This is a genomic window from Burkholderia pyrrocinia (assembly GCF_003330765.1).
GTDB classification, from domain to species: domain Bacteria; phylum Pseudomonadota; class Gammaproteobacteria; order Burkholderiales; family Burkholderiaceae; genus Burkholderia; species Burkholderia pyrrocinia_B.
In genome coordinates this window covers 1,138,742-1,158,756 of the sequence record NZ_CP024902.1, presented here as the reverse complement: position 1 = coordinate 1,158,756, position 20,015 = coordinate 1,138,742, and the positions used below count along the sequence as shown (strand labels likewise).

Annotated in this window: 20 protein-coding genes; 12 read left to right on the top strand and 8 right to left on the bottom strand. The window is 67.8% G+C overall.

Annotated features, from left to right (window positions below; translation table 11 throughout):
- Positions 1-108: 108 nt before the first annotated feature.
- The gene (locus tag CUJ89_RS05570) at positions 109-510 is read right to left on the bottom strand and encodes a hypothetical protein (RefSeq protein WP_114176479.1); all 402 of its coding nucleotides are present in this window, start codon (positions 508-510) and stop codon (positions 109-111) included.
- 270 nt (positions 511-780) lie between these two features.
- Here CUJ89_RS05570 and CUJ89_RS05565 point away from each other — a divergent pair, with 270 nt between their 5' ends.
- The 3 genes from CUJ89_RS05565 to fumC all read left to right on the top strand — a co-directional run bounded on the left by CUJ89_RS05565 (position 781) and on the right by fumC (position 4,333).
- Complete coding sequence (locus tag CUJ89_RS05565) at positions 781-999, top strand: RNA-binding S4 domain-containing protein (RefSeq protein ID WP_006486208.1); 219 nt, start codon at positions 781-783, stop codon at positions 997-999.
- Between the two features lie 131 nt (positions 1,000-1,130).
- Positions 1,131-2,519 (top strand): multidrug efflux MATE transporter NorM, encoded by a 1,389-nt coding sequence (gene norM, locus CUJ89_RS05560; RefSeq protein WP_114176478.1) that lies wholly within the window; start codon positions 1,131-1,133, stop codon positions 2,517-2,519.
- 419 nt (positions 2,520-2,938) lie between these two features.
- Positions 2,939-4,333: a class II fumarate hydratase gene (gene fumC / locus CUJ89_RS05555; RefSeq protein WP_114176477.1), complete on the top strand. Its 1,395-nt coding sequence runs from the start codon at positions 2,939-2,941 to the stop codon at positions 4,331-4,333.
- Between the two features lie 46 nt (positions 4,334-4,379).
- Here the strand turns inward: fumC and CUJ89_RS05550 are convergent, their stop codons facing one another.
- Positions 4,380-4,892 carry an acyl-CoA thioesterase gene (locus tag CUJ89_RS05550; protein WP_011544912.1) on the bottom strand — a complete coding sequence of 171 codons (513 nt, stop codon included), beginning with the start codon at positions 4,890-4,892 and terminating at the stop codon, positions 4,380-4,382.
- Between the two features lie 128 nt (positions 4,893-5,020).
- Positions 5,021-5,161, bottom strand: coding sequence for a hypothetical protein (locus tag CUJ89_RS38190; protein WP_006753078.1), 141 nt, complete (start codon positions 5,159-5,161; stop codon positions 5,021-5,023).
- A 201-nt stretch (positions 5,162-5,362) separates the two neighbouring features.
- On the opposite strand from CUJ89_RS38190, the gene CUJ89_RS05545 reads away from it, so the two are divergent.
- Entirely contained in the window at positions 5,363-6,070 is a 708-nt protein-coding gene (locus CUJ89_RS05545; protein ID WP_114176476.1) for an ArsR/SmtB family transcription factor, read from the top strand.
- Between the two features lie 162 nt (positions 6,071-6,232).
- Positions 6,233-8,734 (top strand): DUF6600 domain-containing protein, encoded by a 2,502-nt coding sequence (locus CUJ89_RS05540; protein WP_114176475.1) that lies wholly within the window; start codon positions 6,233-6,235, stop codon positions 8,732-8,734.
- A 103-nt stretch (positions 8,735-8,837) separates the two neighbouring features.
- Here CUJ89_RS05540 and CUJ89_RS05535 read toward each other — a convergent pair whose 3' ends face one another.
- Together CUJ89_RS05535 and CUJ89_RS05530 are read right to left on the bottom strand one after the other, a co-directional pair.
- Complete coding sequence (locus CUJ89_RS05535; protein WP_114178498.1) at positions 8,838-9,809, bottom strand: thymidylate synthase; 972 nt, start codon at positions 9,807-9,809, stop codon at positions 8,838-8,840.
- A gap of 41 nt (positions 9,810-9,850) precedes the next feature.
- Complete coding sequence (locus tag CUJ89_RS05530; protein ID WP_114176474.1) at positions 9,851-11,248, bottom strand: sigma-54 dependent transcriptional regulator; 1,398 nt, start codon at positions 11,246-11,248, stop codon at positions 9,851-9,853.
- 610 nt (positions 11,249-11,858) lie between these two features.
- On the opposite strand from CUJ89_RS05530, the gene CUJ89_RS05520 reads away from it, so the two are divergent.
- Both CUJ89_RS05520 and CUJ89_RS05515 read left to right on the top strand, forming a co-directional pair.
- The gene (locus CUJ89_RS05520; RefSeq protein WP_415859037.1) at positions 11,859-12,074 is read left to right on the top strand and encodes a hypothetical protein; all 216 of its coding nucleotides are present in this window, start codon (positions 11,859-11,861) and stop codon (positions 12,072-12,074) included.
- 287 nt (positions 12,075-12,361) lie between these two features.
- Positions 12,362-12,862 (top strand): dihydrofolate reductase, encoded by a 501-nt coding sequence (locus CUJ89_RS05515; protein ID WP_114176472.1) that lies wholly within the window; start codon positions 12,362-12,364, stop codon positions 12,860-12,862.
- Between the two features lie 83 nt (positions 12,863-12,945).
- Here the strand turns inward: CUJ89_RS05515 and pmbA are convergent, their stop codons facing one another.
- Positions 12,946-14,316, bottom strand: a complete 1,371-nt coding sequence (gene pmbA, locus CUJ89_RS05510) for a metalloprotease PmbA (RefSeq protein WP_114176471.1) — start codon at positions 14,314-14,316, stop codon at positions 12,946-12,948.
- Positions 14,317-14,442: 126 nt separating this feature from the next.
- Here pmbA and yjgA point away from each other — a divergent pair, with 126 nt between their 5' ends.
- The gene (yjgA, locus tag CUJ89_RS05505) at positions 14,443-15,048 is read left to right on the top strand and encodes a ribosome biogenesis factor YjgA (protein WP_321970382.1); all 606 of its coding nucleotides are present in this window, start codon (positions 14,443-14,445) and stop codon (positions 15,046-15,048) included.
- Entirely contained in the window at positions 15,029-15,649 is a 621-nt protein-coding gene (mog, locus tag CUJ89_RS05500) for a molybdopterin adenylyltransferase (RefSeq protein ID WP_114178497.1), read from the top strand. The genes yjgA and mog overlap by 20 nt, the downstream gene beginning before the upstream one ends.
- A 16-nt stretch (positions 15,650-15,665) precedes the next feature.
- Here mog and orn read toward each other — a convergent pair whose 3' ends face one another.
- Entirely contained in the window at positions 15,666-16,292 is a 627-nt protein-coding gene (orn, locus tag CUJ89_RS05495; RefSeq protein ID WP_114176469.1) for an oligoribonuclease, read from the bottom strand.
- Positions 16,293-16,409: 117 nt separating this feature from the next.
- Between orn and CUJ89_RS05490 the strand changes: the two genes are divergently transcribed.
- The 3 genes from CUJ89_RS05490 (at position 16,410) to CUJ89_RS05480 (ending at position 18,988) form a co-directional block, all read left to right on the top strand.
- On the top strand, positions 16,410-17,666 hold the full coding sequence (locus tag CUJ89_RS05490) for a M48 family metallopeptidase (protein WP_114176468.1): 1,257 nt from the start codon (positions 16,410-16,412) through the stop codon (positions 17,664-17,666).
- Positions 17,663-18,604, top strand: a complete 942-nt coding sequence (gene rsgA, locus CUJ89_RS05485) for a ribosome small subunit-dependent GTPase A (protein ID WP_114176467.1) — start codon at positions 17,663-17,665, stop codon at positions 18,602-18,604. The genes CUJ89_RS05490 and rsgA overlap by 4 nt, the downstream gene beginning before the upstream one ends.
- A 66-nt stretch (positions 18,605-18,670) precedes the next feature.
- Complete coding sequence (locus tag CUJ89_RS05480; RefSeq protein ID WP_114176466.1) at positions 18,671-18,988, top strand: putative signal transducing protein; 318 nt, start codon at positions 18,671-18,673, stop codon at positions 18,986-18,988.
- Between the two features lie 63 nt (positions 18,989-19,051).
- On the opposite strand, the gene CUJ89_RS05475 is transcribed toward CUJ89_RS05480, so the two are convergent.
- Positions 19,052-19,990: a CobD/CbiB family protein gene (locus tag CUJ89_RS05475; protein ID WP_114176465.1), complete on the bottom strand. Its 939-nt coding sequence runs from the start codon at positions 19,988-19,990 to the stop codon at positions 19,052-19,054.
- Positions 19,991-20,015 lie beyond the last annotated feature (25 nt).

Below are 20,015 nucleotides of genomic sequence, written 5' to 3'. Positions count from 1 at the left end.
CATGAACCCATGAAAACGGCCCGGTTCGCGCGAAACGAACCGGGCCGCCGGACGGCCGCCGTCGCGACGCGCCGTCCGGGGCGAGCGTCGCGCGGCGCCGGGCACCGCTTATTGCGTGGCGCCCTGGGCCGATGCACCGCCCTCCGCGCCAACCGATGCACCGCCTTCGGTCGCTTCGCCGGCCTTCGCCTTGGCCGAGCCGGCATGGCTCTTGGCCGACTTCGCGGCATGCTTCACGTGCTTCTTGGTCGAGTGGACGGCCGACGACGCCGTATCCTTCGCGCCGTCGGCTGCCGCGCCGACCGCATCGGTTGCACCGCCGACCGCATTGCCCGACGCGTTCGCGCCAGCGCTGCCCTGCACGCCCGCGCCGACACCCGCTGCCGGGGTCTGCGCCTGCATGCCGGCACCGGCTGCACCCTGCGCCGCCGTGCCCGTCTGGGCAAACGCGGCCGAAGTGGCGAACGCCGTCAGCGCGGCACCGATCAGCATCGTACGAATCTTGGACATGACAATTCTCCTCAAGAAGTTGTGGCCGCGGACCGCAGCGATGCGATCCGTCGCGTCCCCCGCCGCAACACGCAGCAGGTACGACAAAAGACCCGCGGCCCGCACGGCTGGTTCTCGAATCTCTCAGACTGTTACCCACCGTTTCATTTGCTGACGAATCGCTCACAGTCCTTAACAACTGCGTGCGACGGCCGCCCGCGCTCGCGCGCAGGCCCGCGGTGCCGTATGATGCGGGGCGATTCCTCCCGCGCATTGCGCACCTTCTTCGTCATGCCCAATCTGGATTTCACGCTGACCGGCGAATACGTCGAGCTGCACAACCTTCTCAAGATCACCGGCCTCGCGGACAGCGGCGGCACCGCGAAGTTGATCGTCGCGTCCGGCGCGGTGAAAGTCGACGGCGCGGTCGAGCTTCGCAAGACCTGCAAGATCCGCGCTGGCCAGGTCGTCCTGCTCGGCGACACGCGCATCGCGGTGCGCGAAGCCTAGGTCTGTTCCCCCTTTCCGCGACATGGCCATCGGCGCGCGCGTTCGACACGGTACGAATAAAGCCGTAAGCTAGCCGTCTCTCAAAATAAATACATACAGCGCGGGCCCGCACCCGCGCGAGCGCCCATTCCATGTCGCATTCCGGTCTTACGCGAACGGCCGCCGCGCCGCCGTCCCTGTCCAGTCACGCCGCCGATACCGCGCGCCTCGCCGCGCCGCTCGCGATCGCGCAGCTCTCGCAGATGGCGATGAGCGTCACCGACACGGTGCTGCTCGGTTCGCTCGGCCCCGATTCGCTCGCGGCGGGCGGGCTCGGCGCGAACTTCTTCTTCGTCATCGTGACCGTGCTGCAGGGCGTGCTGTCGTCGGTCAGCGTCAGCGTCGCGCATGCACGCGGCGCGCAGGCCGAGCACCGCGTGCCGCACATCTACTGGACGGGCTTCGTGCTGTCCGTGCTGCTCGCGATTCCGGCAATCATCGCGCTATCGCTGTCCGAGCCGATCCTGCTGATGTTCCACGAGCCGCCGACGCTCGCGCATCATGTCGGCGAATACACGGGCATCCTGCGCTTCGCGGCGCTCGGCAGCCTGATCGGCGTCGGGCTGATGCGTGCGTTCCTGCCGGCGATCGGCGCCGCGCGGCGGCTGCTGTGGGTGTCGATCAGCGGCGTCGGCATCAACGGCGTGCTCAACTACGGGCTGATCCACGGCGCATTCGGGCTGCCGCGCCTCGGCTTCCTCGGTTCGGCGGTTGCGACGACGATCACCATCTGGCTCACCGCGCTCGCGCTGATCTGGCTGCTGCACGGCCGGCAGCGCTTCCGCCATTTCGTGACCGCGGCGCGCCCGAAACTGCCCGTGATGGGCGAACTGATCGGCATCGGCTGGCCCGTGGCGATCACGTACGGGGTCGAATCGACGCTCTTTCTCGCCACCGGCCTGACCATCGGCGTACTCGGCGCGACGTCGCTGGCCGCGCACCAGATCGCGCTGAACGTCGCGTCGGTGGCGTTCATGGTGCCGCTAGCGATCGGCCAGGCCGCCAACGTGCGAGTCGGCTACTGGGTCGGCGCAGGCGCGCCGGTCGCCGCGCGGCATGCAGGCTTCGTCGCACTCGGGCTCGGCGTCGCGTTCATGTCGCTATCGGGCCTCGTGCTGATCGTCGCGCCGCACGCGATCGTCGGCCTGTACCTGCATCTCGACGATCCGGCCAACACGGCCACGGTGTCGCTCGCCGCGTCGCTGCTCGGCATCGCGGCGGTGTTCCAGATCGTCGATGGCATGCAGACCGTCGCGTCCGGCGCGCTGCGCGGCCTGAAGGACACGCGCATTCCGATGCTCGCCGCGACCTTCGGCTACTGGGGCATCGGCTTTCCGACCGGCTACTGGTTCGCGTTCCACGCGGGGCTCGGCGCACGCGGCCTCTGGTGGGGCCTCGCGGCCGGCCTCGCGAGCGTGGCCGCGCTGATGGCGTGGCGCTTTCATCTGAAGAGCGCGTCGCTCATCGCGCCGCCGCGCTGAGCGCGACACGACGCGAAATCGCCGCCGGCGCTATGCTAGGGGCTGCTCTCGCTAATAACGGGCTTGCGCTGGCCGCCAGAAGGGCCGAGCGCAAGGATTGCGACGAAGTGAATACCGACGTATTCGCGAGGAGCATGACGCGGCGATCGGCCCTTCTGGCGGCCAGCCCCGCGAATGATTTTTTCAAGTCAGGGGAACGTGTGTTGCCGGCCGGATTGCGGCGTCGATCGTCGCTTGTTCGGCTCGGCCAAACGGCGCGCCCACTCCTTGCACTCCGACCGGCAACGCACGTTCGCAAGCCCGTTATTAGCGAGAGCAGCCCCTGGGCTGAAGAGACGCCGCGCGAGCGGCGCGACTGCCTCACGATACGTCTGACGCCGCGCGACGCGCGGCCTTTCCCTTTCCAGGAGGAGTGCATCATGAACGAAGCAGTTCGGATGGAACGCGACACGTTCGGCGAGATCGCCGTGCCGGCCGACCGGCTCTGGGGCGCGCAGACCGAGCGCTCGCTGCAGAATTTCCGGATCTCGACGGAGAAGCAGTCGCCCGAGCTGATCCACGCGCTGGCGATCGTCAAGCGCGCCGCGGCGGCCGTCAACCAGTCGCTCGGCGTACTGGCCGACGACAAGGCGCGCGCGATCATCGACGCGGCCGACGAGATCATCGCCGGCAAGCATCCGCGCGAATTCCCGCTCGCGGTCTGGCAGACGGGCTCCGGTACGCAGACCAACATGAACCTCAACGAGGTGATCGCGAACCGCGCGAGCGAGCTGATGGGCGGCGAGCGCGGCGAAGCGCGCAAGGTTCATCCGAACGACGACGTCAACCGCGGCCAGTCGTCGAACGACGTGTTCCCGACCGCGATGCACGTCGCGGCCGCGTACGCGATCGTCAACCACTTGCTGCCGGCGCTGCGCACGCTGCGCGCGACGCTCGACACGAAGTCGAAGGCGTTCGCCGACATCGTGAAGATCGGCCGCACGCACCTGCAGGACGCCACGCCGCTCACGCTCGGCCAGGAGTTTTCCGGCTACGTTGCGCAGCTCGACCAGGGCATCCGTCACGTCGAATCGGCACTGCCGCACCTGTACGAACTCGCGCTCGGCGGCACCGCGGTCGGCACAGGGCTGAACGCGCATCCGGAGTTCGCGGTGCGCGTCGCCGACGAAATCGGCCGGCTGTCGAAGCTGCCGTTCGTGACGGCGCCGAGCAAGTTCGAGGTGATGGCGGCCGCCGACGCGCTGGTGTTCGCGCACGGCGCGCTGAAGACGATTGCTGCCGGCCTGATGAAGATCGCGAACGACGTCCGCTGGCTCGCGAGCGGGCCGCGCTGCGGGCTCGGCGAACTGTCGATTCCGGAGAACGAGCCGGGCAGCTCGATCATGCCGGGCAAGGTGAACCCGACGCAGTCGGAGGCAGTAACGATGCTGTGCTGCCAGGTGTTCGGCAACGACGTCGCGGTCAACGTCGGCGGCGCGAGCGGCAATTTCGAGCTAAACGTGTTCCGGCCGATGATCGCGCACAACGTGCTGCAGTCGGTGCGGCTGCTCGCCGACGGCGCGCAGAGCTTCAACGACCACTGCGCGGTGGGCATCGAGCCGAACCGCACGCGTATCGACCTGCTGCTGAACGAATCGCTGATGCTCGTGACCGCGCTCAATCCGCACATCGGCTACGACAAGTCCGCGCAGATCGCGAAGAAGGCGCACAAGGAAGGCACGACGCTGAAGGCGGCCGCGCTCGCGCTCGGCTACCTGACCGAGGCGGAATTCGATGCGTGGGTGCGTCCCGAGCAGATGATCGGGTCGCGCTAACGGCAGGACGACGGGCGCGGCGCGAGTTGCGCGGCGCCCGCTGCAGTCAGACCGCGCCCTTCGCGACCTCTTCCGGCTTCATCTCGACGATCTTGTCGAGCGCGGCCCGCACGTCGGCCGCATACTTCGCGAGCACCTTCTGCTCGTCGGTCTCGGGCACGAACGGCGGCACCGGCACCGGGTTGCCGTTCTCGTCGACCGCGACGAACACCACGAGGCAATCGGTCGTCTGGCGCAGCACGCCCCCCTTCGGATCGCCAGCGTGCACGGACACATGGATGTGCATGCTGGTGCGGCCCGTCGCAACGACACGCGCCTTCAGCTCGACGAGATTGCCGACCAGGATCGGACGCTGGAAACGGATGTTGCCGACGCTGACCGTCACGCAATAGCGGCTGGACCAGACTGCCGCGCATGCATACGCGACCTCGTCGATCCACTTCATCAGTGCGCCGCCATGCACCTTGCCGCCGAAGTTCACCGACGACGGCTCGGCGAGGAAGCGGAATACGGTTTCGGTGCGGTCGAGGGCGGCCGGTACGGGGGACGGTTGGGGCATCTTGTTGGCTCCAGGCGGCAGGGGCGCTGTAATCGGGCGATTATACGTTGCACTGCGGCAACGCGTCGCGGTACACACCGTGTGGCGTGGCGGCGGCCGCGCCCGAAACGCACACGGACCGGCGCCGGTCAGCGGCGCACCGTGATGCCCTGGTCGATCGTCCCGTACATCTCGAGGCTGCCGCCCCGCTCGCCGGCGGCGCCCGCGCCGCCCTGCGCACAGGCCGCACAGACGAGCGCGGCCGCCAACAAACAGAAAATCGTCTTCATCGCTGCATCGTGTCACGTGCGGCGGCCCGCTGCCGCCGCGTCCGGCCATTCTACGCGCGACCCGCAACGGGCCGCAGTCCGGTCCGCCGCATGGACGGTGCCCGCGCCGGCGCCACCGCATTCGACATTTCAGCTGGATGCGAAACATCGAATGCCCGCACCCACTACACTGCAAATCATCCCGCCCGACGAGACACGACGATGACCGATCAAGACGACCACCACTTTCCGGGCCTGAGCCGCATCGGCGCATTGATCGCCGACCCCGGACGCGCCGCGATGCTGTGGGTGCTGATGGACGGCAGCGCACGACCGGCCGGCGAACTGACGATGATCGCGGGGCTGTCGCCGTCCGCCGCGAGCGCGCACCTCGCGCGGCTGACCGAAAGCGGCCTGCTCGCGCTCGACGTGCGCGGCCGGCACCGCTACTACCGCCTCGCATCGGCCGACATCGCGGCATCGCTCGAAGCGCTCGCGAACGTCGCCCGCGCGGCCGCGCCGCACCGCCCGGTTCCGCCGCCGTCGCGCACGGTACCTGCCGAACTGCGCTATGCACGCACCTGCTACGACCACATGGCCGGCGAACTCGCGGTGCGCATCTTCGACGGGCTCACCGCGCGCGGCTGGCTGCTTGCCGACGGCGACGCGATCGACACCACCGAACTCGGCACCCAGGCGCTCGCGCGATGGGGCATCGACGTCGCCCTGCAGCGCACGCGCCGGCGCCGCTTCGCGTGCGGCTGCCTCGACTGGAGCGAGCGGCGCTCGCATCTCGGCGGCGCGCTCGGCGCGGCGCTGCTCGAGAGCTTCTGTGCGCACGGCTGGATCGAGCGCTCTGCGCGGCCGCGCGTGCTGCGCGTCACCGTGCCCGGCCAGCAGGTTTTCGACGGGTGGCTTACGTCCGCTTGACGCCTGTATTGCGGCTGCACGACAACGGCGCGCGATGGACAGGTTTTGTTACATCGCGTGCCATCCGGCTTACAAAACACCGAGCACTGAAACAGGCCGAGCGGATATTGTGAACTCAACGGCACGAATCGACGCGCCGCGATAACGACGAAGACGTTCACCATGGCCACCCTGTTCACGCTCAAGCGAACCGCCCGTTGCACGCTGCTCGCGTTCGTTGCGCTTGCGACACTGCCCCCCGCATTCGCGCAATCGGCCGGCGCCCCCCCGTATGCGGCCGCGGCACGGCAACCGGGCGGCGACCCGCCCGGCCGCGTCGCGCGGCTCAATTACCTGTCGGGCGCCGTGACGACCGAACCGGCCGGCACCGATACATGGTCGTATGCCGCCGTGAACCGGCCGCTGACGACCGGCGACCAGCTCTGGAACGATGCCGGTGCGCGCTCGGAACTGCACATCGGCTCGACCGCGGTGCGGCTCGGCAATTCGACGAGCCTGTCGGTGCTGAACCTCGACGACGCGACGACGCAGTTGAAAGTGGGCCTCGGCACCGTATCGACGCACGTGCGCGAGTTGCCGGCCGGCGGGTCGTACGAAATCGACACGCCGAACCTCGCGCTCGGCATCACGGGCCCCGGCGATTATCGCGTCGATGTCGCGCCGAACGGCGCGAGCACGACAGTCACGGTGCGCAGCGGCAGCGCGACCGTCTATGGCAGCAACGGGCAGTACCCGCTGTCGCCCGGGCAGCAGGTCGTGTTCACGGGCACCGACCTGCAGGTCGCGCAGCAATCGGCCGCGCCGGGCCCCGATGCACTCGACCAGTGGGCCGCCAGCCGCGACGCGGCCGAGGCGCGCTCGGTGTCGGCCCGCTATGTGTCCCGCGACGTTCCCGGCTACCAGGATCTCGACGCGAACGGCACATGGCGCGAAACTCCGAATTACGGCGCGGTATGGGTGCCGAACGACACGCCGGCCGACTGGGCGCCGTATCACGACGGCCACTGGATCTGGCAGGCACCGTGGGGCTGGACGTGGGTCGACGACGCCCCGTGGGGCTTCGCGCCGTATCACTATGGCCGCTGGGCGTACGTGGACGACAGCTGGGCATGGGTACCGGGCCCGATGGAAGTCAGCCAGCCACCTGTCTATGCGCCGGCGCTCGTCGCGTTCGTGGGTGGCGGCGGCGGTCCCGACTGGAGCGTCGCGCTCACGGTCGGCGGCGTCGCCGCCGCCGGCTGCGCATGGTTCGCGCTCGGCCCCGGCGAACCATGGCACCCGGGCTGGGGAGGCTGGAGCCCGCACTACTATGACCGCGTAAACCGCAACATCGTGGTGAACAACGTCAACGTGAACGTGAACAAGACCGTGAACGTGACGAACATCACCAACATCAACAAGACTTACGTGAACTTCCGCGCGCCGCACGCGATCACGGCCGTGCCGGCCTCGGCATTCGTGCACGGCCAGCCTGTCGCGCACTTCTCGCAGCACGTCGATCCGCAGCAATGGCGCAATGCGCATGTCACACCGGGTACGCCCGGCATTGCGCCGGTGCGCCAGAGCTTTACCGGCGGGCTGCGCAATGCCGGCTACCGTCCGCCGGCGGCAGTTGCGCAGCACCCGTACGTCGCGACGCGCAATCCTGCCGTGCCGGCCGCGTATCGCGACCAGGCCGCCGCCCACCTCGCGCACCAAGGCGGGCGCGTGCCGGGCGCCGGTGCCCCCGTCGTGAAGACGAGCGTGCCGGCCGACTATACGGCTCGCCCGGTCCGCGTTCCGGGCAAACCGAGCGGCGGCGCATGGGCGATGCACAACGTGCAGCTCGTGAATCCGCACGGCCCCGTCGTGCAGCCGGCACGTACCCCGCGCGAAGGCCAACCGCCCGCCGTGCAAGCCGGACGGCCGGGCGCGCCGAATGTCGCGCGGCCCCCGAGCGGCGAAAACCCCACTGCGCCGCGCCTCGCAAACGGCGCCATGCCGCAGGCACCGGGCAACCCGATGCCGCATCAGGCGTTCGGGCCCGGAAACGGCGTCCCGCATCCGCCGGTGGCCGGCAACGTCCCGTCGGGCCTCGGCAACGCGCGCGCAGCCGCGGCGCCGTCGCCCGCATGGATGCAGCCGCACACGCCGATGGAGCGTCAGCGCCCCACCCCGCCGACCGCGCTGCACGCGGCAGGACAGAATGCGCTGCCGCCCGTACGCAGCGCGGCGGTACCGGTGCCGCATCAGGCGGGCGCGCCGGCTCCGCAGGGCGCGCAGCCCGGCGGCCGGAACGAAGCGCCGCGCGCGCTGCCGCAACCGAGGCTCGACACGACGGCGCAGATTCCGCAGCCGCGCCCACGCCCCGATTTCGCGACGCCGGCCCAGCATGCGCAGCCGCAGCCGGAACGGGCCGCCCCGGCACCGCAACCGCGCCCCGAATTCGCGCAACCCGCGCCGCACCGCGAAGTCGCGCCGCCGCGCGTGAACGAGTACCGTCCGCCGGCCCCCGCCGTGCATGAAATGCCGCGCCCGCAGCCACAGGCGCCGCGCATGGAACCCCGGCCGTCGATGCCGGCGCCTCGCATGGAACCGCGGCCGCAACCGGCGCCGCACGTTGAAGCGCCGCGCCCGAGCAACCCGCCGCCGCAAGGCGGTCACGAAGAGCGGCACCGCCAGTAAGTGCCGCAAACGTGAAACAAAAAGCCCCGACCGGCTGGTGCCGGTCGGGGCTTCTTTCTGCGGGGGCGCGGATCGGTGAAACCGCGCGGCCCGGGCCGCACGATCAGACTGCCATCGGTGCGGTCAGCGGCTCATGGTGGCGGTAGCCGACGAGCGAGAAATCGGACGGCTCGACCTGCTCCAGCCACTCGGGCGCATAGACGCCCGTCTTCGCGTACTCGGGCACGCGCGCGGCGATCTCGAGCCGCGGGCTTTCGTACGGCTCGCGCGTGAGCTGCTGCTGCAGCATGTCGAGCTGGTTCTCGTAGATGTGCGCGTCGCCGATGAAATACGTGAACCAGCGCGGCGTGTAGCCTGTCAGCCGGCCGACCAGCGCCAGCAAGGCAGCCCCTTCCGTCAGGTTGAACGGCGTGCCGAGTCCGACGTCGTTGCTGCGGATGTACAGGCACAGCGAGATCTCGCGCTTCGTGGCGTTCGGCAGGAACTGATACAGCAGATGGCACGCGGGCAGCGCGATCTGGTCGAGCACGGCCGGATTCCACGCGTGAAACAGGATGCGGCGATCGGCGGGGTTCTCCATGATCGTGTCCAGGCACTGGCGCAGCTGGTCGATCGCCTTGTACAGCAGCACCTTCGGCGCGCCGTCTTCGTCGAAACGCGTGACGATCCGGAAGCCGCGGTGCGTCGCATCGGCGATCTGCGCGTCGGCGCCCGCGTCGAGCACCTTGTAGCCCGGCCACTGGCGCCATTGCACGCCGTACACGTCGCCGAGATCGTCGACGCCCTGGCGATACGGGTTCTCGAGCCACTGCGCGTTCTCGTTCGCGTTCGCGTCCCACACCTTGCAGCCAAGTGCACGGAAATCGGCCGCGCTGCGCGACGCCCGCAGGAAACCGACCAGCTCGCCGATCGCGGACTTGAACGCGAGCTTCTTGGTCGTCACGGCCGGGAAGCCTTGCTGCAGGTCGAAGCGCAGCATCGCGCCCGGCATGCTGATGGTGCGGATCCCCGTACGGTTCTCCTGCCAGGTGCCGGTATCGAGAATGGTACGAACGAGGTCGAGATACTGTTTCATGCGGGTTCCTTCGGCCGCGAGGGCGGCCGTACCCGCCAATTTTAGCAAGCGTGATGCGGACGCTCCGGCAACGGCGCCGAAAACCCTGCCAGCGTGTCGCTGCGATCGCGCATTCCGTGCGCGCACATCAGCCGATAGAGCGTGACGCGCGACACGCCAAGTTCGCGCGCGGCATCCGCGAAACGGCCGCGGTGGCGCAGCAGCGCCTGCTCGATCGCCTGCCGTTCGGCCGCCTCCCGCGCCTCCAGCAGCGACACGGGCGCGAGCGTCGCGTAGTCGTTCAGCTCGAGATCGGCCGCGGTGATCATCCGGCCCTCCGACATCACGATCGCGCGACGCACGCGATTGATCAGCTCGCGCACGTTGCCCGGCCACGAATAGCCGTACAGCGAAGCCACCGCGTCAGGGGAAAAGCCGCGCAGGCGCCGATGCGCATCGCCCTTGAAACGCTCGAGCATGTGACGCGCGAGCACCTCGATGTCCTTGCCGCGTGCGCGCAGCGGCGGCTCCTCGATCTTCAGCACGCACAGGCGATGGAACAGGTCCTCGCGGAACCGCCCTTCGCGCAACGCCGCTTCCATGTCCACGTGCGTCGCGCAGATCACGCGCACATCGACGGGCACCGACACGTGCGCGCCGAGCCGCTCGATCTTGCCCTCCTGCAGGAAGCGCAACAGGCTTGCCTGGCTTTCGAGCGGCAGATCGCCGATCTCGTCGAGAAACAGCGTGCCGCTGTTGGCAGCCTCGACGCGGCCGATCTTGCGCTGGTTCGCGCCGGTGAACGCGCCACGCTCATAGCCGAACAGCTCGGCCTGCAGCAGCGTCGACGGGATCGCACCGCAATTGATCGCGATGAACGGCGCCTGCGCACGCGACGACCGCTCGTGAATCGCGACCGCCGTCAGTTCCTTGCCCGTACCCGATTCGCCGGAGATGAACACCGGCGCGTCGGTCGCCGCGACGCGGCGGATCGTCCTGAAGAGCCCGAGCATCGCATCGCAGGTGCCGACCATCTCGCCTTCGCTGCGTCCGGCGCCGACGGGCGGCGCAACGGGATCGGTCAGCGCGACCATGCCGTGCGCATGACCGACGGTCTCGACGATCCGCGACGTCTCGTACGGCATCGTCACGTAGTCGAAGCAATAGTCGCGAATGAGATGGCGCAGCGTGGCGTCCTGCAACTGGCCGCGCCGCGTCGCCGCGATCCAGCCGATGTGCTGGATGCTCAGACAGGATTCGAGTTCGCGCAGGTCCGAGGGCTTGAAACCCGGTGAGAAATCGAGCAGGCCCGCCGTTGCAACACCGTGCTGCACGACACGCCGTACGTCACGCACGGTCTCCGCGAGATCGACTCGCCAACCGCATTCGTCGAAATGGCCGCGCAACGCGTCGTTCGGTTCGCGCGAATAGTAGATCACGTGCCGCTGATCGGCTCCCATATGCTCACCCCGTTCATCAACCATCTAACGATTGCCGTGCACGTCAGATCACGTGCGAAAAGAACGAACCGGGTCAGCCGAAGGTGGCTCGATTCGCCATGTCGATGCGCGGCAACGACAAAGCCTCGCATGATGGCGCTGATCTCGCGTCCAGTTGTTTTGGGTCACGACAGCCTAGTTATAGACACTGAATACGACAAACCAATTTCAGCGCCGTAGGCGATGCGGCCCAATCGCTCAGGAGGTCGATGCATGTCAATCATCTGCACATAGCACTTGCGCAGCGAAATGTTCTTCCATCGGCACACGCACCGATTTTCATCCTTGAAGCGTATCGATTGAATCCGCAGTATTCCCAAGCCCCATCGTTTCAGGCCTGAAACATTTTCAGGCGTTTTCCACCACAATTCGCAACGCCTGCGCTCGAATCGCAGTCGCGACAACGGTCCCGGCGCGATGGCATGTATTTCGCTGAATATGGAATACATCGGAGACCGCGATCATGCGAAAACATCTTCTACTTTCTTTCGTGCCGATGGCAATTGCGTTCGCAGCCGCCGGCCCGCCCGCGCCGGCACGCGCGGAAGAAAGCGTAAAGCCGGGTCGCGCCATGCTGCTTGCTGAAAACGCGCCGAGCATGCAGCACGGCAACGGGTTCGCCATCATGACCGTGTCGGCACCCAAACCGCTGCCGGCCGGCAAGACTTCGGTGACGCTGTGGGACGAGATCCCGCCACCCCAGTTGCCGATGCCGCTCCCGATACCGCAGCCAGGCGACGTGCAGCACGCGATGGAAGGCAACGCACAAGGCAGCACGCACCAGTGAGCATGCGCCGATCGATTCGCTAAGGATGACGTATTGATACGAGAAAGCCGGGTAGCATCGGTCCGGGCCGACATCGCCGGTCTCGCAACACGAAACGGTTTCGTGCTCCGTCCCCCGGCGGGCACTCTTTTTATTCAGTCGTCGCCGCGGCGCATTGCATCACGTTTCGTGTCGCGGCGCGCAGCGCAAGCAAGAAAGCGGATGCGCGCAAGCGTACGCGGAATCCGGCGCGCGTCGCCGTTCCGGTAGAATCGGCGCCATTCCGGTTTTCCTCTTCCCCGACCTTCATGACGACGTTGACCCTGATCGTCGCGCGTGCCCGCAACGGCATCATCGGCCGCGACAACCAGTTGCCCTGGAAACTTCCCGAGGATCTCGCCTTCTTCAAGCGCACGACGATGGGCGCGCCGATCGTGATGGGCCGCAAGACCCACGAGTCGATCGGCCGGCCGTTGCCGGGCCGCCGCAATATCGTCGTCACGCGCGACGCAACGCGCCGCTTCGATGGCTGCGACACGGTCACGTCGCTCGCCGACGCGCTGGCGCTCGCCGCGCGCGACGGGGTGCCCGAGGCATTCCTGATCGGCGGCGCACAACTCTACGCGGAAGGTCTGACGCTCGCCGACAAGCTGGTCGTCACCGAGATCGATGCCGACTTCGACGGCGACGCATCGTTCCCGGCGCCCGACGCCGCGCACTGGCAGGAAGTGTCGCGCGATGCGCACGAGGCGGCCGCACCAAACACGTTCGGCTATGCGTTCGTCGTCTACGAGCGCAAGCGCGGCTGACGCGTCGCACGCAATGAGAAAAGCCCGACCGGCTCGCGCCGGTCGGGCTTTTTCGTTTCATGGCGGCCGGCGCCGCGCGCCGCTTACTGCCCCGCGATCGTCATCTGCTCGATCAGCACCGAGCCCGTTTCCTTCGTGCCACGCACGATCGAATCGGCGCCGATCGCGACGATATGCCGGAACATCTCCTGCAGCGTGCTCGCGACGGTGATTTCCTCGACCGGATACTGGATCACGCCGTTCTCGACCCAGAAGCCTGCCGCACCGCGCGAATAGTCGCCTGTCACGTAGTTCACGCCCTGCCCCATCAGCTCGGTCAACAGCAGGCCCGTACCGAGCTTCTTCAGCATCGCGTCGAAATCGTCGCCCGGCTGCGTGTTCGAGCTGCGCAGCGCGAGGTTGTGCGAGCCGCCCGCGTTGCCGGTGGTCTGCGTGCCAAGCTTGCGAGCCGAATAGGTCGACAGGAAGTAGCCTTCGACGACGCCGTCCTTGACGACGCTGCGCGCGCGCGTGCGCACGCCTTCCTCGTCGAACGGCGCGCTGCCCATCGCGCGCGGCACGTGCGGATCCTCGACGACCTGGATGTGCGGCGCGAACACCGGCTTGCCGAGGCTGTCGACGAGGAACGACGTCTTGCGGTACAGCGCACCGCCGCTCACGGCCTGCACGAACGCGCCGAGCAGGCCGGCCGCGAGCGGCGCCTCGAACAGCACGGGCACCTTGCGGGTGTCGAGACGGCGCGCGTCCATCCGCGCAAGTGCGCGCTCGGCCGCGTAACGGCCCACCGCTTCGGGCGCCGCGAGATCGATCGCGCTGCGCTTCGACGAATACCAGTCGTCGCGCTGCATGTGACGGCCGCTGCCCGCGATCGGCGCGCATGCGATGTAATGGCGCGAGTACGGGTAGCCGGACAGGAAGCCGCGCGACGTCGCAAGCACGAACTGCGAGTGCTGCGCCGACACGCTCGCGCCTTCCGAATTGCGGATCTGCGGGCTGACCGCGAATGCGGCGTCTTCCGCGCGGCGGGCGAGTTCGACGGCCTCGTCGGCCGTCAGCGCCCACGGGTGGTAGAGATCAAGGTCGCGCGGGTCGGTTTCGAGCAACTCGGCCTCGGCGAGGCCGGCCGCTTCGTCCTCGGCCGTGAAGCGCGCGATGTTGTAGGCGGCGGCGACGGTATCCTTGATCGCGGCCGGCGAGAAGTCGGACGTGCTCGCGTTGCCGCGCTTCTTGCCGATGAACACGGTCACGCCGACCATCTTGTCGCGGTTGTGCTCGATCGTTTCGACTTCGCCGCGGCGCACCGACACCGACAGGCCGTCGCCCTCGGAAATTTCGGTCGCGGCGTCCGACGCACCGAGTGCCTTCGCATGGCGAAGGATGTCCGAGGCGATTTCTTTGAGCTGGTCCTGCGTGTGCGGGAAATAGCGCGCTTGTACGTCGAGATTGGCTGCCATCGTCTTGATATCCGGTGGCGGGCGGGCGCCCGCATGTTCAAAATGTTGCGTATCCCGCGATCATAGCAAGGTCCGGGGCCGGACACCGACAAGCTTGGGGTGTCCGCCCGCGATACAATGCCGCCCATGACACGCAAAACCCGAATCCAGCCGATCGAGCATCCCGTCGAAGACGACGACAATGGCTACGATCGCCCCAGCAAATCCCAGTTGAAGCGCGAGATGCACGCGCTGCAGGAGCTCGGCCAGGCGCTCGTCGACCTGCCGAAGGACGCGCTCAAGCGCATGCCGATGCCCGAAGCCCTCTCGGACGCCGTTCGCGACGCGCGCCGGATCACCGATCACGAAGGCAAGCGCCGCCAGCTCCAGTACGTCGGCCGCGTGATGCGCACGCTCGCCGAAGACGAGACGGCCGCATTGCGCACCGCGCTCGACGCGCAGCGCGGCGTGAACAAGGCCGCGACGGCCCGCCTGCACTGGATCGAGCGCACGCGCGAACAGCTGCTCGCCAACGACGACGCGCTGACCGAATTCCTGCGCCAGCACCCCGACGCCGACATCCAGGAAGGCCGCACGCTGATCCGCAACGCGCGCAAGGAAACGCAGCAGGGCAAGCCGCCGCGCTATTTCCGCGAGCTGTTCCAGTGGATCAAGACCGCGAGCGGCACGCCCGATGCGGACGACGAAGCACCGGACGACGCCGGAGACGACCATGACGACAACGAAGCCTGACCACCCGGACGCGCTCGTCGTCGGCCTCGTGTCGATCAGCGACCGCGCGAGCACGGGTGTCTACGAGGACAAGGGCATTCCGGCGCTGCAGGAGTGGCTCGCCGGCGCGCTCGTCTCGCCGTGGCGCGCCGAAACGCGCCTGATCGAGGACGATGCACCGACGATCTCCGCCACGCTCGCCGAACTCGTCGACGTCGCAGGGTGCGACCTCGTGCTGACGACGGGCGGCACGGGCCCCGCGCGCCGCGACGTGACGCCCGAGGCCACGCTTGCCGTGGCGACGAAGGAAATGCCGGGATTCGGTGAACAGATGCGGCAGATCAGCCTGAATTTCGTGCCGACCGCGATCCTGTCGCGGCAGGTCGCGGTAATCCGCGAGACGGCCGGCCATGCGGCGCTGATCATCAACCTGCCCGGCCAGCCGAAGTCGATCCGGGAAACGCTCGAAGGGCTGCGCGATGCCGACGGCAAGTCGACCGTGCCCGGCATCTTCGCCGCGGTGCCCTACTGCATCGACCTGATCGGCGGCCCGTACATCGAGACCGACGCCGCGGTGGTCGCGGCGTTCCGGCCGAAAAGCGCGCAGCGCGCGCCGCGCTGAGCGCGTGCCGGCCCGCTCAGGCAGCCGGCGCGGACTCGCCTGCCGACGCTGACGCCGACGCGGCCGGAATCAGGAAATGCTCGCGGTAGTACTTCAGCTCGTCGATCGACTCGTGGATGTCCGCGAGCGCCGTGTGCATCGCGCGCTTCTGGAAACCCTTGTAGATCGCGGGCTGCCAACGACGGCACAGTTCCTTGAGCGTGCTGACGTCGAGGTTGCGGTAGTGGAAGAAACGCTCGAATTCCGGCATCCAGCGCGCCATGAAGCGGCGGTCCTGGCAGATCGAGTTGCCGCACATCGGCGACTTGCCGGGCGACACGTACTGCGCGAGGAACGCCTGCAGCTGCGCGGCGGCTTCCGCCTCGGTCACGGTCGATGCGCGCACGCGCTCGATCAGGCCCGAGCGGCCGTGCGTCGACTTGTTCCAGTCGTCCATCTTCGCGAGTGTTTCGTCGCTCTGGTGGATCGCGAACACCGGCCCTTCGACAGCGACGTCGAGCGTGGAATTGGTCACGACGACCGCGATCTCGATGATGCGGTCGTTATCCGGGTCGAGGCCCGTCATCTCCATGTCGAGCCAGACGAGGTTCAACTCGTTGCGCACGAGCGCGGGCTGGCTGGCGGAAGCGGCGGTATCGGTCATGAGTCATCCTGGAAAATGGCGGACGGCGCGCGGCGCCGCCCGGGCGGGCGGCATCGCATCAGCGGGCCCGGTCCGCAAGAACATATAATTCTCGCATAGAACCCTTTGGCGCCTTCGATGTCACCCTTTTCGTTCACCCTGCTGTTCGCGCTCGCCGTGCTCGCGATGGTCGTCACCAAGCTGTGGCTCGCGTCGCGGCAGATCCGCTTCGTGGCCGCGCACCGCAACGGCGTGCCTGCGCAGTTCAGTGCAACCATCCCGCTGACCGCCCACCAGCGCGCGGCCGACTATACGGTCGAGCGCACCCGGCTGACGATGCTCGAGATCGTCGTCAGCGCGGCCGTGCTGGTCGGCCTCACGCTGCTCGGCGGCGTCGGCTCGCTCGACACGCTGCTGACTGGCTGGCTCGGCCGCGGCTACGGGCAGCAGGTCGCGCTCGTCGCCGCGGTGCTCGTGATCACGAGCGTGATCGACGTCCCGTTCGAGTATTACCGGCAGTTCGGGATCGAGCAGCGTTTCGGCTTCAACCGGATGACGAAGCGGCTGTTCTTCACCGACATGCTGAAAAACTCGCTGCTCGGCGCCGCGCTCGGCCTGCCGCTGCTGTTCGTCGTGCTGTGGCTGATGAATCAGGCCGGCAGCCTGTGGTGGCTGTGGACCTGGATCGTCTGGGTCGCGTTCCAGATGCTCGTGCTGCTGATCTATCCGACCTTCATCGCACCGCTCTTCAACAAGTTCGAGCCGCTGAAGGACGATGCGCTGCGCTCGCGCATCGAGTCGCTGATGAAGCGCTGCGGCTTCGCGGCGAAGGGGCTGTTCGTGATGGACGGCAGCCGCCGCTCGGCGCACGGCAACGCATACTTCACGGGCTTTGGCGCATCGAAGCGGATCGTGTTCTTCGACACGCTGCTCGCGCGCCTGTCCGGCCAGGAAATCGAGGCCGTGCTCGCGCACGAACTCGGCCACTTCAAGCGCCGCCACGTGATGAAGCGGATGCTCGTGTCGTTCGTGCTGAGCCTCGTGCTGCTCGCGCTGCTCGGCTGGCTCGCGCAACGCACGTGGTTCTATACGGGGCTCGGCGTCACGCCGTCGCTCGACACGAGCAACGCGGGCGCCGCGCTCGTGCTGTTCTTCCTCGCGATTCCCGTGTTCCTGTTCTTCGCGACGCCGTTCAGCAGCCTCACGTCGCGCAAGCACGAATTCGAGGCCGACGCGTTCGCGGCCAGCCAGACCGACGCGCAGGATCTCGTCAGCGCGCTCGTGAAGCTCTATGAGGACAACGCGTCGACGCTGACACCCGACCCCGTCTACACGGCCTTCTACTACTCGCATCCGCCCGCATCGCAACGGATCGACCGCCTGCTGCACGCATGAATCGACCGACCTCCCGCAAGCCGGCCCCGCGCGCGTCGGGCGCGCAACGTGCCGAAGGCCGCGTGATCGCGGCGCACGGGCGCCATTACATCGTCGCGCCCGACGACGGCGGCCCGATGCTGCAATGCTTTCCGCGCGGCAAGAAGAGCGACATCGCAGTCGGCGACCGCATCGCGTACGAATACGCGTCGGCCGATCAAGGTGTAATTGTCGAGATCGGCGAACGGCGCAACCTGCTCTACCGTTCCGACCAGTTCAAGTCGAAGCTCTTCGCGGCCAACCTCGACCAGTTGCTGATCGTGCTCGCGACCGAGCCCTATTTCAGCGAGGACCTGCTCGGCCGCGCGCTGATCGCCGCCGAGGCGAACGAGCTGAAGCCGCTCGTCGTGCTGAACAAGATCGACGTCGAGGCCGCGCTGCCGGTCGCGCGCGAGCGCCTCGCACCGTACCGCGCGCTCGGCTACGACGTGCTCGAGCTGTCGGTGAAGGGCTCGCCCGACGACGCGCACGCGCAATTGATGCCGCACCTCGCCGGGCATTCGACGATCCTGCTCGGCCAGTCCGGGATGGGCAAGTCGACGCTCGTGAACCTGCTCGTTCCCGATGCCGAAGCCGCGACGCGCGAGATTTCAGCCGCGCTCAACAGCGGCCGCCACACCACGACGTTCACGCGCCTCTACCCGCTGCAGGGCGGCGGCGCACTGATCGATTCGCCGGGTTTCCAGGAATTCGGCCTCTACCACCTGACGGAAGGCCGTCTCGAGCGCGCATTTCCGGAGTTCCGGCCGCTGCTCGCGGACTGCCGTTTCTATAATTGTCATCATCTGCACGAGCCCGGCTGCGCGATTCTGGAAGCCGTCGCCGACGGCCGCATCGCGCCGTCGCGGCATGCGCTATACGCGCAGCTCGTGCACGAGGCGAGCCAGATCGTCCGCTGATCGCGCAACAGGCGCGCGGCGGCCGACCGGTGCGATGCGGGCCGGCCTTTACCGACAGGAGCCGCCATGCGTTTCAAGGCACCCGATCTCGCGACGGCGCAGCATTGGGCCAACGTGCTTCAGGTGGCCGGCATCGGTTGCGAACTGCATAACTGCTACGCAACCGGCGCGCTCGGCGGCCTGCCCGCCGACGCCTGCACGCCCGAGCTATGGCTCGACGACGAACGCGACGACGCGCTCGCGCGCCGGCTCCTCGATGCCGCATCGCACGGCCCGTCGGCCGGCGCCGCGCCGTGGCGCTGCCGGCAGTGCGGCGAAGCGCTTGAAGCGCAGTTCACGGCGTGCTGGCAATGCGGCGCCGTGCGCGATCCGTTCGACGACTGACCCACAGCAAAAAGGCCGGCATCGAGCCGGCCTTTGCCTTTCATCGGGTACTGCGCTGCCCCGTCACGACACCCAGACGGCGAGCGTCAGCATCAGCAGCAGGATCATCCACAGGATCACTGCACGCCAAACGAGGCCAACCGCCGACTGCAGCGTACGCGGCGTGCAATCGTCGCCGACCGTCAGCGGGCCGCTGTCGCCGACCGCCAGCGCATCGAGGCTCGACGGTTCCGCGAGCGGCCCCGCGAGACGCGCGCCGAGCGCCCCGCTGCCGGCTGCCAGCAGTACGCCGTCGTTCGGGTCGGGCCACTGGCGCGTGTGATTGCGCCACGCGTAGATCGCATCCTCGAAATTGCCGACGATCGCGAAACCGAGCGCGGTCAGTCGCGCGGGAATCCAGTCGATCACGAAGAACGCGCGCTGCGCGAACGTCGAGAATGCGGCCGTGCGGTCGTCGCCCGGCGTCGACCAACTGCGCGCAAGGTATTCGGAAATCCGGTACAGCACGGCACCGGCCGGGCCGATCGGCAGCACATACCAGAAGAACACGCCGAACACGTGGCGATGCGATGCGACAACCGCGTGAATCAGCGTATGGCGGACGATTTCGCCGACCGGCATGTCGACCGTGTCGATGCCCGTCCACTCGCGCAGGATTTCGCGCGCGCGCGGCACGTCGTCGTTGTTGAGCGCGAGGTGGATGTCGGTGAAGTAGTGGCTGAACTGGCGGAAGCCGAGCGTGAAATACACGACGACGACATTCCACATGAATGCGAGCACGAAGCTCACCTTGTACAGCAGGAAATAGATCAGCGCGACGATCAGCACCCACGGCAGCACGACCGCGAGCCATGCGAGGATGCCGTGCTTCTGCTTGCCTGCGTCGAGACCATGCGCGACGGTCTCCGCATGAAACTGGAACAGCGCGAACACCGGATTGTTCGGCGACAACGCGCGGACCTGTTCGATGATGAGGGCGAGGAGAACCGAAAAGAAAGTCATGCGTGGCGCCGTCTTCGGAGTTATG